This is a genomic window from Kitasatospora sp. GAS1066B, assembly GCF_041262605.1.
In the GTDB taxonomy this organism is placed as follows: domain Bacteria; phylum Actinomycetota; class Actinomycetes; order Streptomycetales; family Streptomycetaceae; genus Kitasatospora.
In genome coordinates this window covers 242,347-255,677 of record NZ_JBGCCO010000003.1, presented here as the reverse complement: position 1 = coordinate 255,677, position 13,331 = coordinate 242,347, and the positions used below count along the sequence as shown (strand labels likewise).

General features: G+C 74.3%; 11 protein-coding genes. 2 read left to right on the top strand and 9 right to left on the bottom strand.

The annotated features are described in order from the left end of the window. Window positions 1-114: 114 nt before the first annotated feature. The 3 genes from ABH937_RS04540 to pdhA are packed head-to-tail and all read right to left on the bottom strand — an operon-like array spanning window position 115 to window position 3,679. Window positions 115-1,542 carry a dihydrolipoamide acetyltransferase family protein gene (locus ABH937_RS04540; RefSeq protein WP_280691673.1) on the bottom strand — a complete coding sequence of 476 codons (1,428 nt, stop codon included), beginning with the start codon at window positions 1,540-1,542 and terminating at the stop codon, window positions 115-117. Window positions 1,543-1,555: 13 nt separating this feature from the next. Continuing rightward, window positions 1,556-2,527 (bottom strand): alpha-ketoacid dehydrogenase subunit beta, encoded by a 972-nt coding sequence (locus ABH937_RS04535; RefSeq protein WP_280691672.1) that lies wholly within the window; start codon window positions 2,525-2,527, stop codon window positions 1,556-1,558. A 6-nt stretch (window positions 2,528-2,533) separates the two neighbouring features. After that, entirely contained in the window at window positions 2,534-3,679 is a 1,146-nt protein-coding gene (gene pdhA / locus ABH937_RS04530; RefSeq protein ID WP_370146672.1) for a pyruvate dehydrogenase (acetyl-transferring) E1 component subunit alpha, read from the bottom strand. A 360-nt stretch (window positions 3,680-4,039) separates the two neighbouring features. Here pdhA and ABH937_RS04525 point away from each other — a divergent pair, with 360 nt between their 5' ends. Further along, the gene (locus ABH937_RS04525) at window positions 4,040-4,699 is read left to right on the top strand and encodes a response regulator transcription factor (protein WP_280691670.1); all 660 of its coding nucleotides are present in this window, start codon (window positions 4,040-4,042) and stop codon (window positions 4,697-4,699) included. Between the two features lie 109 nt (window positions 4,700-4,808). Next, window positions 4,809-5,903: a phosphotransferase enzyme family protein gene (locus ABH937_RS04520; protein WP_370217293.1), complete on the top strand. Its 1,095-nt coding sequence runs from the start codon at window positions 4,809-4,811 to the stop codon at window positions 5,901-5,903. A gap of 12 nt (window positions 5,904-5,915) precedes the next feature. Here the strand turns inward: ABH937_RS04520 and ABH937_RS04515 are convergent, their stop codons facing one another. From ABH937_RS04515 to ABH937_RS04490, 6 genes are all read right to left on the bottom strand, one after another. After that, a complete protein-coding gene (locus ABH937_RS04515; RefSeq protein WP_370217292.1) occupies window positions 5,916-7,643 on the bottom strand; it encodes a protein kinase in 1,728 nt (575 codons plus the stop codon). A gap of 135 nt (window positions 7,644-7,778) precedes the next feature. Further along, window positions 7,779-9,233: a protein kinase gene (locus tag ABH937_RS04510; RefSeq protein WP_280691667.1), complete on the bottom strand. Its 1,455-nt coding sequence runs from the start codon at window positions 9,231-9,233 to the stop codon at window positions 7,779-7,781. Between the two features lie 116 nt (window positions 9,234-9,349). Beyond that, window positions 9,350-9,985: a bacterial proteasome activator family protein gene (locus tag ABH937_RS04505; RefSeq protein ID WP_280691666.1), complete on the bottom strand. Its 636-nt coding sequence runs from the start codon at window positions 9,983-9,985 to the stop codon at window positions 9,350-9,352. 56 nt (window positions 9,986-10,041) lie between these two features. Further along, entirely contained in the window at window positions 10,042-11,046 is a 1,005-nt protein-coding gene (locus ABH937_RS04500) for a hypothetical protein (RefSeq protein ID WP_280691665.1), read from the bottom strand. 157 nt (window positions 11,047-11,203) lie between these two features. Beyond that, on the bottom strand, window positions 11,204-12,418 hold the full coding sequence (locus tag ABH937_RS04495; protein WP_280691664.1) for a GNAT family N-acetyltransferase: 1,215 nt from the start codon (window positions 12,416-12,418) through the stop codon (window positions 11,204-11,206). Between the two features lie 21 nt (window positions 12,419-12,439). Then, window positions 12,440-13,330 carry a pyridoxamine 5'-phosphate oxidase family protein gene (locus ABH937_RS04490; protein ID WP_280691663.1) on the bottom strand — a complete coding sequence of 297 codons (891 nt, stop codon included), beginning with the start codon at window positions 13,328-13,330 and terminating at the stop codon, window positions 12,440-12,442. Window position 13,331: the final 1 nt, after the last annotated feature.

Genomic DNA, 13,331 nt, shown 5'->3' with positions numbered 1-13,331 from the left:
TCCGCGCGCGGGGCCTGGGGACAATATCCGGCCCGCCCCCTTGGACGGGCCGGACAGACCACGGGCCCCGCACCTCCAGGCTGGAGGTGCGGGGCCCGTCGGCTCGACGGAACGTCAGGCCCAGGTGATCAGCCGCTTCGGCCGCTCCAGGATGGCGGCCACGTCGGCCAGCACCTTGGAGCCCAGCTCGCCGTCGACCATCCGGTGGTCGAAGGAGAGCGCCAGCGTGGTGACCTGGCGGGGCACCACCCGGCCCTTGTGCACCCACGGCAGCTCCCGGACCGCGCCGAAGGCCAGGATGGCGGCCTCGCCGGGGTTGAGGATCGGGGTGCCGGTGTCGACGCCGAAGACGCCGACGTTGGTGATCGTGACGGTGCCGCCGGCCATGTCGGCCGGCGACGTCTTGCCCTGGCGGGCGGTGTCGACCAGCGAACCCAGCTCGGTGGCCAGGCCGGCCAGGGTGAGCGCGCCGGCGTTCTTGATGTTCGGCACGATCAGGCCGCGCGGCGTGGCGGCCGCGATGCCGAGGTTGATCTGGCCGCGCAGCACGATCTCCTGCGCCGCCTCGTCCCAGCTGGCGTTTACCTCGGGGTGCCGCTTGAAGGCGGTGAGCAGCGCCTTGGCGACCACCAGCAGCGGGCTGACCCGCACCCCCTGGCCCAGCTCGCCGGTCTCCTTCAGGGTGCGCACCAGCTTCATCGTGCGGGTGACGTCGACCTGGACGAACTCGGTGACGTGCGGCGCGGTGAAGGCGGAGGCGACCATCGCCGAGGCGGTGGCCTTGCGCACGCCCTTGATCGGGATCCGCACGTCGCCGCCGGTGACGGTGACCGGGGCGCTCTCGATCACCGCGGCGGTGACCGGCTCGGCCACCGTGGCCGGGGCCTGGGCCGGGGTCGCTGCGGCCGGGGCCGGCGCGGCCGCGGCGTGCACGTCCTCGCGGGTGATGATCCCGTCGGGGCCGGTCGGCACCACGGAGCGCAGGTCGATGCCCAGGTCCTTGGCGAGCTTGCGGACCGGCGGCTTGGCCAGCGGCCGCTCGGCACCCGGCTGGGTCACCGCCGGCGCGGGCGCCGGGACGACGGCCACCGGGGCCTGGACCGGGACCGGGGCCGAGGCCACGACCGCGGCGGCGGCGGCCACGGCGGCCGGCGCGGGAGTGCGGCGGGCCCGTCGCTGGCTCCCGCCGGTGCGCGGGCCGTAGCCGACCAGCACCTCGCGCCGCTCCGGCTCGGCCGGCTCGGCGTCGGCCGGAGCAGCGGCGGCGACCGGTGCGGGCGCGGCGGCCGGCCCGCCCGCCACCGCGACCGCGATGATCGCGGTGCCGACGTCGACCGTCGTGCCCTCGGGGAAGTGCAGCGCCTGGACCGTCCCGTTGAACGGGATCGGCAGCTCGACCGCCGCCTTCGCGGTCTCCACCTCGCAGACGATCTGGCCGTCCGTCACGGTGTCACCCGGCTGGACGTACCACTTGAGGATCTCGGCCTCGGTCAGGCCCTCGCCCACATCGGGCATCTTGAACTCGTGGAGAGCGGTAGTCATCGAGTCACTCCCCTCAGAACGCCAGTGCGCGGTCGACGGCGTCCAGCACCCGGTCCAGGTCGGGCAGGTACTGCTCCTCGACCCGGGACGGCGGGTACGGCGCGTGGTAGCCGCCGACCCGCAGGACGGGGGCCTCCAGGTGGTAGAAGCACCGCTCGGTGAGCCGGGCGGCCAGCTCGGCGCCCATGCCCATGAAGACCGGCGCCTCGTGCACCACCACGGCCCGCCCGGTGCGCTTCACCGAGGCCTCCAGGGTCGCGAAGTCGACCGGCGAGAGCGAGCGCAGGTCGACCACCTCGACCCGGTGGCCGTCCTGCTCGGCGGCCTGGGCGGCCTCCAGGCAGACCTTGACCATCGGACCGTAGGCGAGCAGCGTCAGGTCGGTGCCGGGGCGCACCACCTTGGCCGCGTGCAGGTCCAGCTCGGGGGCGCTGCTGATCTCGGCCTTGTCCCAGTAACGGGCCTTGGGCTCCAGGAAGATCACCGGGTCGTCGGACTCGACCGACTGGCGCAGCATCCAGTAGGCGTCGTCCGGGTTGGACGGGGTGACCACCCGCAGGCCCGCGGTGTGCGCGAAGTAGGCCTCGTGCGACTCGCTGTGGTGCTCGACGGCGCCGATGCCACCCGCGTAGGGGATGCGGATGGTAACGGGCATCTTGACGTGCCCGAGCGCGCGGGCGTGCATCTTGGCCAGCTGGGTGACGATCTGGTCGAAGGCCGGGTAGACGAAGCCGTCGAACTGGATCTCGACGATCGGGCGGTAGCCGCGCAGCGCCAGGCCGATCGCGGTGCCGACGATGCCGGACTCGGCGAGCGGGGTGTCGATCACCCGGTCCTCGCCGAAGTCCTTCTGCAGGCCGTCGGTGACCCGGAAGACGCCGCCGAGCTTTCCGACGTCCTCACCCATGATCAGGGTCTTCGGGTCGGTCTCGAGGCAGGCTCGAAGACCCTCATTGATGGCCTTCGACATGGTGAGCTTGGACATGTTCGACTACTCCCCGCCCTCGAAGGACTCCGCGTACGCGACATACTCGGCCCGCTCCTCCGCCACCAGGGCGTGCGGCTCCGCGTAGACATGGTCGAAGATCAGCGTCGCGTCCGGGTCCGGCATCGAGCGCACGCCCTCGCGCACCCGCAGCCCCAGGGTCTCGCTCTCGGCCTCGACGGCGGCGAAGAACTCCTCGTCGGCCAGCTGCTCGCGCTCCAGGTGCGCCTTGAGCCGGGAGATCGGGTCCTTGGCCTTCCAGGCCTCGGTCTCCTCGTTCGCCCGGTAGCGGGTCGGGTCGTCGGAGGTGGTGTGCGCGCCCATCCGGTAGGTGAAGGCCTCGATCAGCACCGGGCCGCTGCCGCTGCGCGCGCGGTCCAGCGCCCAGCGGGTGACCGCCAGGCAGGCCAGCACGTCGTTGCCGTCCACCCGGACGCCCGGGAAGCCGAAGCCGGAGGCGCGGCGGTAGAGCGGGATCCGGGTCTGGGTGGTGGTGGGCTCGGAGATCGCCCACTGGTTGTTCTGGCAGAAGAAGACCACCGGCGCGTTGTAGACCGAGGCGAAGGTGAACGCCTCGTTGACGTCGCCCTGGCTGGAGGCACCGTCGCCGAAGTAGGCGATCACGGCGTCGTCCGCGCCGTCCTTGGTGATGCCCATCGCGTAGCCGGTCGCGTGCAGGGTCTGCGAGCCGATCACGATGGTGTAGAGGTGGAAGTTCTTCTCGTTCGGGTCCCAGCCGCCGTGGTTCACGCCACGGAACATCCCGAGCAGGTTCAGCGGGTCCACCCCGCGGCACCAGGCGACGCCGTGCTCGCGGTAGGTGGGGAAGGCGTAGTCCTTCTCCCGCATCGCGCGGCCGCTGCCGACCTGCGCCGCCTCCTGGCCGAGCAGCGAGGCCCACAGGCCCAGCTCGCCCTGCCGCTGCAGTGCGGTGGCCTCGGCGTCGAAGCGCCGCACCAGCACCAGGTCACGGTAGAGGGAGCGCAGCTCCTCCGGGGTGACGGTCAGCGGGTAGTCCGGGTGCTCGACCCGCTCGCCTTCCGGGGTGAGCAGTTGGACGAGCTCGGCAGGGGCGTCCTTCCCCGTGGCGAGGCTGTCGGGGACGCCGGGGGACGCCTTCTTGCGCGCCCTCGCCGTGCTTTTGACGGTCACGTTCACTCCTCGGTCTGTCCGGCCGCCCGGGGTCGCCGGTGACCGGTCCGGTCACCTCCTCGCACGGAGCGCGGGGTATGCGCGCCGAATACGCGGCAGGTGGTGATCCTTTTCCGACGGCAGCCCCACGAGAACGTTACCCAGCGGGCGCTCTCGGCGCGCCTGCGCTAGGACGTCCTACTTGTTCCGACCTGGGTGGGGGTCGAGCCGGGCATGAAGCTCGCGCCGGCGGTGCCGTCAGGACACCAGCGCACGCTATCCGGGCAGCGCGTTTCGCGTAAGGGGGTTTGCCGGACGGATTGTGCGGACGACCGGTGCGGACGATAGATCCGTCCTGTCTGGATATGGGAGCCTTTGACAATGAGCGAAACCGGGCGAATCAGGGTGTTCCTGCTTGACGATCACGAGGTGGTCCGGCGCGGCGTGCACGAACTGCTCTCCGACGAGCCGGACATCGAGGTGGTCGGCGAGGCCGGCACCGCCGCCGAGGCGCTCGCCCGGATCCCCGCGGTGGCCCCGGACGTCGCGGTCCTCGACGTCCGGCTGCCCGACGGCAACGGGGTCGAGGTCTGCCGGGAGATCCGCTCGCAGCGGCCCGAGACCCGCTGCCTGATGCTCACCTCGTTCTCCGACGACGAGGCGCTCTTCGACTCGATCATGGCCGGGGCCTCGGGATACGTGCTCAAGGCGATCCGCGGCAGCGACCTGCTCTCGGCGGTGCGCGACGTGGCGGCGGGCCGCTCGCTGCTCGATCCGGTGGCCACCAGCCGGGTGCTGGAGCGGCTGCGCGGCGGCGGCGAGAAGGAGGACGAGAAGCTCGCCCAGCTGACCAAGCAGGAGCGCCGGATCCTGGAGTTGATCGGCGAGGGGATGACCAATCGGCAGATCGGCGGTGAACTTCACCTGGCGGAGAAGACGGTGAAGAACTACGTCTCCAGCCTGCTGGCCAAAATGGGGATGGCGCGACGCACCCAGGCGGCCGCGTACGTGGCCCGGCTGGGCACAGATCAGCACCATTAGCCGGTCGTTGCCGCTCCATCGGTGATCATCGCGCGAGGACGGCCGCTCACAACCGGGCAATTTCGGCCATCCAGCCCGCACACAGGGTGCGGAAGTACGATCACCAAGCGTGACCTACCGTGAGATCGTCCTGGCCGACGCCCCGCCGCTGGACGGCCCCGACGCCGCTGCCCCGCCGGTCGGCACGCTCAGCCCACCCGTCCCGCGCCAGGTCATCGCGCGGGTACTGCGTGACTTCCGGGTCGGCCGGCTGCTGGCCGCCGAGCCGGTGGCCGAGGGCCTGCTGAACCGCGGCTACCGGGTGACCACCGACAGCGGGCGGTACTTCCTGAAGTGCTACGTCGAGCCGGCCACCGCCACCTCGGCCGCGATCACCGCCCAGCACCGGGCCAGCGGCGCGCTGGCCGAGCTGGGCCTGCCGGTGCCGCCCCCGCTGGCCGCCCGGGACGGCCGCACCGTCACCGACCACCAGGACCGCCACTTCGCGCTCTACCCCTGGGTGGCGGGCCGGCACCGCACCGGCGCCGAGTTGACACCGACGGCGTGCGGCGCGCTCGGCGCGCTGCTCGCCGAGCTGCACGGCGCCCTGGCGCGGGTCTGCGCCCCCGTCACCCAGCCCGTCGCGCTGCCCAGCGCCGACCCCGACGCCGGCCTCGAACTGGCCGCCCGGCTGGCCGAGCTGGCCGCCCGACGCCGCCCCTACCACGCCTTCGACCGGCTGGCCGAGTACCGGCTGGCCGAGCGGGCCGACCTGCTCGGCGCGCACCGGCACCGCCGGCCCGCGCCGACCGCGATCGCGCCCTCGGGCTGGGTGCACGGCGACTTCCACGGGCTCAACCTGCTGCACCGCGGCGAGCGGGTGGTGGCGGTGCTGGACTGGGACCGGCTGCGGGTGCGGCCGCGTGCCGAGGAGACCGTCCGGGCCGCCACGCTGATCTTCAACGACCCGGCCACCGGCGAGCTGGACCTGGCCCGGGTGCGGCACTACGCCCGCGGCTACCGGGCCACGGCCGGTGCCGGGGCCGAGGAACTCGCGCTCGCGGTGCACCGGGTCTGGTGGGAGCGGCTGAACGACTTCTGGATGCTGCAGTGGCGCTACCAGCGCGCCGATCCGCGCGCGGACCCGCTCTTCCCGGCCGCCGCCGCGCAGACGGTCTGGTGGTGCCAGGAGTACGAGCAGGTCCTCGACGCGTTCGTGAACTGACGAAACCGGCAGTTATCCGGGCAGGAGCGTCCCCGTGATCGGCGAGTGGCTGGACCCGCTCGGCGGCGCGCTGGTCGCGCCGCTCGGGACGCCGCTCGGCGACGAGCCCGAGCTCGCGCTGGACGAGGCGGAGGAGGACGCGGACGCCGAGGAGGACGTCGAGGCCGACGCCGAGGAGGACGCGCTGCCGCTCGGCGAAGCGGACCGCGTCGGCCGGTAGCTGGGCTGGCTCGGCGGCGTGTTGTCGCTGGGCGGCTGGTAGCTGCTCCGGCTGTGGCTCGAGCTCGCCGACGGGGTGGACGTCGGGCTCTGCGTGGTCGGCGAGTCGCTCGGCGTGTCGGTCGAGACCGAGCTGCTCTGCTGCGGCGGGAGCACGTTCTGGCCGCCACCGCCACCACCGCCGCCGTTGGCCGCGACCGCGACGCCGATCCCGGCCGCCAGCACCAGCACCACGCCGGCCGCCCAGGCCAGCGCCTTGCGGCGGCCCGCGGGCCGCGGCTCGTCCTGGTACCCGTCGCCGTAGCCGTCGCCACCGCCGCTGCCGGACCCGCCGCCCGCGCCGCCGTAGGGCGCCCGCGGGGTCTGGTAGCCGTTCAGCACCGCGGTCCGGTCGTTCGGCGGCAGCGCGCTCGCCCCGAGCACCGCGGTGACCGCGGTGCCCTGCCCCGGCGTGCCGTCGTACCCGCCGAGCAGGGTGGTCGGGTAGCCGCCCGCGCCGCCGTGCATCTCGCGCAGCGCGTGCTGCACGTGGGCGCGGAACTCGTCGGCGCCCTGGAACCGGTCGTCCGGGTTCTTCGCCAGCGACCGCAGCACCAGCTCGTCCAGCTGCCAGGGCACCCGGGAGTTGGCCTGCGAGGGCGGCACCGGAGCGTCCTGGACGTGCTGGTAGACCACCGAGAGCGGGGTGTCGCCGGTGAACGGCGGGCGCAGCGCGAGCAGTTCGTAGAGCATGCAGCCGGCCGCGTACAGGTCGGAGCGGTGGTCGACCGGCTTGCCCAGCGCCTGCTCGGGCGAGAGGTACTGCGGGGTGCCCATCACCATGCCGGTCTGGGTCATCGTGCTGGCCGCGCCGTCGAGCGCGCGGGCGATGCCGAAGTCCATCACCTTGACCGCGCCGCTGGTCGTGATGATCACGTTCGCGGGCTTGATGTCGCGGTGCACGATGCCGTGCCGGTGGCTGTAGTCCAGCGCCTCCAGCACCCCGGCGATGATGATCAGCGCCTGGTCGACCGGCGGCGCCTGCTCGGCCACCAGCAGCTCGCGCACCGTGCGGCCCTCGACCAGCTCCATCACGATGTACGGGGTCGACTCACCGCCCACCAGCTCCTCGCCGGTGTCGTAGACCGCGACGATCGAGTGGTGGTTCAGCGAGGCCACCGAGTGCGCCTCGCGGGTGAACCGCAGCCGGGCCACCTCGTCCTGGGCCAGCTCGGGGCGGAGCAGCTTGACGGCGACCTGGCGGCCGAGCCGGATGTCCTGGGCGGCCAGCACCTCGGCCATGCCGCCGCGGCCCAACCGGTGGGTCAGCCGGTAGCGGCCGTCACCGAGAGTGCCGAGCGCCGCCGCGATGCCCCGGCTCGGAGTGCCGGGGCCGCCGTAGGGCGCGCCGGGCGGCTGGCCCAGGGCGCGGGCCGCGGTGGTCTCCTCGGCGTCGCTCTCGGGCAGGGGCGGCTGTTCAGGACCGGCACCGGGGGCGGGAGTGAACTCCTCGCCGTCGCTGGGCTCATGCGTCTGTGCCATTACTCCTCGCCCCGGGCCGACGCTCTGGTCGCGGTCGCCCTTTCGATTCGCTCCTCCAGAACGCTACCGCCTCCGGCCCCCGCACCCCGAATGCGTTGCGGGGGGCGGGGTGGCCGAACCGGTGCCGGCCCGGTGTCAGCCCAGGTCGGGCCCGGGCGACAGCTGGGCGACCACGGCGGGCAGGTGCGGCAGGCCGCTGGAGCTGGTATCCGTGCTCCTGGTCGCCACGATGGCGATGATGATGACCATCAGCACGATCAGGCCGATGATCACCCCGACCACCACCAGCGCCGTGGAGCACCCGCGGTTGTCGGCCTTCACCAGGGCCGGCGGCTGCTGGTACGGGGCCCCCTGCTGCAGCGGGCCCGGCATCGGCGGCGGGGTCTGGCCCTGCCGCGGGAAGGCGGGCGGGGTCTGGAACGGCTGCGGCACCGGGGTCGGGTACGCCTGCGGCTGCTGGAAGCCCGGCGGCTGGGCGGTCGGGCCCGGACCGTAGCTCGGCGGCGGCGGGGTGTGCGGCCCCGGGCCGTACGGCGAGCCGGTGTGCATCGGCTGGTAGGGCTGGGCGACCTGCGGGTTCGGGGTGTTGATGTCACCGATGACCGGCGGGAAGTTGGCCAGCGACGACGAGGCGGCGTGCGCCGACCGCGGGCCCTCGCTGATCACCAGCGGGGTGCCGCCACCACCGCCGCCCCGCTCCCCTGCCGCGACCCGCTCGACCTCCTCGCGCATCGCGGCGGCGGTCGGGAACCGGTGCGACGGGTCCTTGCGCAGCGCGCGGGCGACCAGCGCGTCCACCGCCGGGCTGACCGCCCGGTTCACGCTGGACGGCGCCGGCGGCTGCTCCTGGACGTGCTTGTAGGCGATCGAGAACGGCGAGTCCCCGTCGAACGGCAGCTGCCCGGTGAGCAGTTCGAAGAGCATGCAGCCGACCGAGTAGAGGTCGGAGCGGGCGTCCACGCTCTTGCCGAGCGCCTGCTCGGGCGAGAGGTACTGCGGGGTGCCGACCACCATGCCGGTCTGGGTCATCGAGGTGACCCCCGACTGCATGGCCCGGGCGATGCCGAAGTCCATCACCTTGACTTCGCCCTTGGTGTTCACCATGACGTTGCCCGGCTTGATGTCGCGGTGCACCAGACCCTGGTCGTGCGAGGTGTCCAGGGCGGCCAGCACCGCGCCGGTGATCCGCAGCGCCTGCTCGGTGGGCATCGCGCCGTGCTCGGCGATCGCCTGGTTCAGCACGTCGCGCAGCGAGAGGCCCTCGACCAGCTCCATCACGATGTACGGGGTGGTCGCGCCGTCCGGCGCCACCTCCTCGCCGCTGTCGTAGACGGTGACGATGTTGGCGTGCGACAGCCGGGCGACGGCCTGCGCCTCGCGGCGGAAGCGCTCGCGGAAGGACGCCTCCCGGCCCAGCTCGGTGTGCAGGGTCTTCACCGCGACATTGCGGCCCAGCGTGTTGTCGTAGGCCAGGTGGACCGAGGCCATGCCGCCCTCGCCCAACAGGCGTTGCAGGACATACCGGCCGTGGCCCAGCGAGTGGAGCTGCCCCATCGGTTGGTCCACTCCGGTGCTGCCGTCCTCGCTCATGGTCCTCTGCTTCCCCCTCGGCGGGCCGTCGACAGGGGTCAGGGTATCGGCTGCCGTGCGGCCCGGTGCCACCGCTCCCGGCCCAGCGGGCGGGGGCGCGGTGCACCGGGTACGAGCTACAGGTACGGGCCCGAGCGCAGGCCGCGGCCCTCGCCCGGCTCCTCGAAGTCCAGGTCCTGCGGCGCGCTGCCGGGCGGCAGCGCCCGGCGCATCTGCTCCAGCTGGGCCCGGGCGGCCATCTGCTGGGCGAAGAGCGCGGTCTGGATGCCGTGGAACAGGCCCTCCAGCCAGCCGACCAGCTGGGCCTGGGCGATCCGCAGCTCGGCCTCGGTGGGAATGGTGTCCTCGGTGAACGGCAGCGAGAGCCGCTCCAGCTCGGCCACCAGCTCCGGGGCCAGGCCGAGTTCCAGCTCCTTGATCGAGCTGGCGTGGATGTCCTTCAACCGGACCCTGCTGGCCTCGTCGAGGGGAGCGGCGCGGACCTCCTCCAGCAGCTGCTTGATCATGCTGCCGATCCGCATCACCTTGGCGGGCTGCTCGACCATCTCGGTCACCGGCAGCTCGCGCTGCTCGCCCTGTCCCTCACCGGCGCGACCGAAGGCGCGGCCCGCGCCGCCCGGCGCCGTGCCGACCGCCATCCCGTCCGGGCCGACGATCAGCACCTGCTGCGGGCCCTCCTCGGACGGAGAGTCCGATCGCGTCGATCCCTGGTACGGCTCGTGCTCGGGCCGTTCGTTCAGCGGCTTCGTCATACCTCCTTCATATGCTTCGACGCTCCGGAGGGTCAACCGACCACCTCACGGCTGGCTCAGTCGCGGCGCAGCCGCAGGCCGACCAGGGCCAGTCCGAGGCCGATCAGCACCAGTCCGGCGCCCATCGGCAGCACCAGCACCACCGGGCCGCGCAGCCGCACCACGGCGAGCGACCCGGGTACCCCCGGCCGCGCGGTCGCGGGCGCGGCCGGCAGGGCGGGGGTGCCCGGGTCGGCCACCGGGGCGGGCGTGGCCTGGTCGGCGGGCCGGGCGAGGGCGGCGGGATCGGCCGGCACCGCGGGGACGGCGCCCTGGGCCTCGGTCGGCGGGGCGGCCGCGGGGATCACCGAGATCCAGCCGGCGCAGCCGCCGTCGGACGGGCCGGCCGGCAGGCCGCTGGGTGGGTCGCCCACCGGATCGGCAGGTGGGTCGCCCGCCAGATCGGCAGGTGGGTCGCCCGCCGGATCGGTCGGCGGGTCGCCGGGCGTCGGCCGGGTCGTGGCCGGGCGGGTCGCGGTGACGCCGGCGGCGGTTGGCGAGGCGGTGGGGCGGGCGGCGGTGGGACTCGGGTGCCGGGTCGCGGTGGGCGAGCCGGCGGCACCGGGGGTGCCTGGCGCGGCGCCGGGCGGGGTGGCGGCGGCGGTCTGCGGCGGGGTGGAGCCGGGGACGGCCGTCGCGGAGCCCGTGCTTCCCTCCCCCGGCGGGGTCGCGGTGCTCGGCGACGGCTCGGGTATCGGGCGCAGCTTCGGACGGAACGGCGAGCCGGACGGATCCGGCTGGGCGGGCTGGACGGCCTGGTCGGGCTGGTCCGACGAGGCACCGAGGGGCACGACCACCGGCGCGGCGACGGCTGCCGCCTGCGCGGTGGTCGCGGGTATCAGCAGCGAGAGCAGCACCGGGGCCGTCACCGCGGCGCCGACCGCGGATCGGCCGGCCCACCGGACCCGGCGGCGCAGCGCGGACGAGGCGGCAGGGTGGCCCGGGGCGGAAGAACGCGGGGTGGAAGAACGCAGGGGGGAAGAAGGGGAGAGCGGGAGCGACGAGAGCGAGGGCTTGGCCACGGACGACGGTCCTTCCGACGGCCGACGCTCCGCGAGGAGCGCCGGCGGCGGGACAGCTCCGCTCCAGGGTCACACAGGCCGCCGCGCCGGGCATGCCGGGACGGATCGGCGGGCCGGGGGCCGGTCACCGCACGGCTCGCGCCAGGCGGCGGCCCGGTCAGAACGCGTGCAGGCAGTGCGGGGGCCGCTCGGTGCGGAAGAGGGCGTCCGCGCGGGCGGCGGCCCGCGGGTGGTGGGCCCGGATCCGGCCGGCCCGGACCAGGGCGCCGGCGGCCACGCCACCCAGGTAGAGCGAGGCCAGGTCGCTGATGTCCAGGGTGAGGTCCGGCTCGCGCTCGGTCGGCTCGCAGCGCGCGCCGTCCGGGGTCACGGTCAGCTCGTACCGGCCGCCGGTGGCGGGACGGAACGGGTCCAGGACGTCCAGCACCAGCCGCCCGTCGGCGAGGTAGCGGCGGGCGGTGAGCGCGCGCGGGACGTCGAGCAGGCGCAGCCAGAGCGCGTCCTGATCCTCCGTCAGCTGGGCGCCGCGGTGATCGGCCAGCTGCCAGCGCACGTCGTTCTCCGGCGGCAGGTTGGCCAGCACGACCCGGTGGACCAGGTCGTGCGAGAGGCAGTAGCGCACCAGCGCCCGGTGCGCCGCGCTGTCGACCGCGACGATCTCGTCCACGGTGAGTTCCCGGGTGCGGGAGACCGGATCGGTGGGGCCGACCAGGTAGCTGGCGTAGCCGTCGGCGGTGCCGCTCGGATCGCGGTGCACGGCGAGGTGGCGCGGGGCGAGGGACACCGGCGGCTGCCCCGCGCCCAGCGCCCACCAGTGCGCCGGGCGGGAGAGCTCGCCCGGCTGGGTGCGCCGGTAGCGGTCGTAGATCTCGGCCAGCAGCTCGGCGCTGCCGGCCCGCTCGCGCAGTTCGATCGAACCGGGCACCGCGGGTCCGGCGACGGCCGCCCGGTGGCGCGGCACGGTCAGCCGCTGCCGGAAGGTGGCCGGGCCGTAGCCGAAGCGGCGGTAGATCAGCGCCTCCGAGGCGATCAGCACGGCGAGGAACTCGCCCTGCCCGCACAGCTGGTCGAGCTGGTGGCGCATCAGCGCGGTCAGCACCCCCTGCCGCCGGTGGGTGGGCAGCACGCCGACCGCGGTCACCCCGGCGACCGGGGCCACCGGGCCGCCGGGCAGGGTGAGTTCGAAGCTGTACGCGCCGGCGGTGCCGATCGGCACGCCGTCCCGCTCGGCGAACAGGTTGCGGTCCATCTCGTAGGCGTACCACCAGCCGCCCTGCCCCTGGGCCGGGGGCTGCGGGAGCTGCCCGAAGGCGGCCAGCAGGGTGCGCAGGAAGCTCTCCCGCTCGGATTCGAACGCTGATCGTACGTCCATGGCGGGCATCGTAACGGTCGGTCAGATCGGCTGGCGACGGCCCGAATCGAGGGGCTCGGGGGTCGACCAGCGCAGCGGGCTGCCGGCCGGGTTCGCCACCGCCTCGGCCAGTTCGAAGTGCACGGTGCGACCCGCCGCGCCGAACTCGGCGTGAGCCGTGCCGGTGAGGTGCAGGGTGGCCCCGGTCGTCCAGTCGAGGAACAGCAGGCCGGCGCGGGCGTCGAGTTCCAGGTTGCCGAGGGTCATGAACATCGCGTTGCCCGGGTAGTCCGGCCAGGCCAGCCGGGTGGACGAGAGCACCTGGACGAAGCCGGGGTCGCCGCCGCGGTGGCTGGCGTCCGCGCTGCCGGAGTCGGCGGCGGTGGCGATGAAGAAGGTGTCGCAGCGGCCGATCAGCTGCCGCTGCTCGGCGTCGAGCGCACCGGTTCTGGCCACCGGTCCTGGCCCGGTGGCCAGAACCGGTGCGCCGTCCAGGAGTCGACGCCTGCGCAGGTACCTGGGGCAGTTGGCGAAGACCTGCTCGGTGTCGATCGCGAGCCCGCGCGGGGTGGGCCGCGCGGTGCCGTTCACGCGCAGCCGGCGGGGGATCCGGGGATCGAGGGCGAGCACCCCGACCGGGGCCGGGCGCGCGGTGAGCGCCTCGGCCAGCGGGTCGCCGGCCACCGGGCGGGCGGCGACGGCGGCGGTGTACGGGCCGGTGGCCCGGGCGAAGCCGGCCGGCCCGGTGAGCGGCGAGGCCCACAGCCGCCCCTCGTCGTCCGCCGCGCCGAGCACCAGCATCCGCTGGACGCCCAGGAAGACCCCGGCCATCTCGCTGATGCCGCGCCCGACGCTCCGGCCGATCCGGTCGGCCTCGGCGAGCACGTCCACCCGGCTCTGCACGGCCCGTTCGCCCCGGTGGTAGACGCTCACC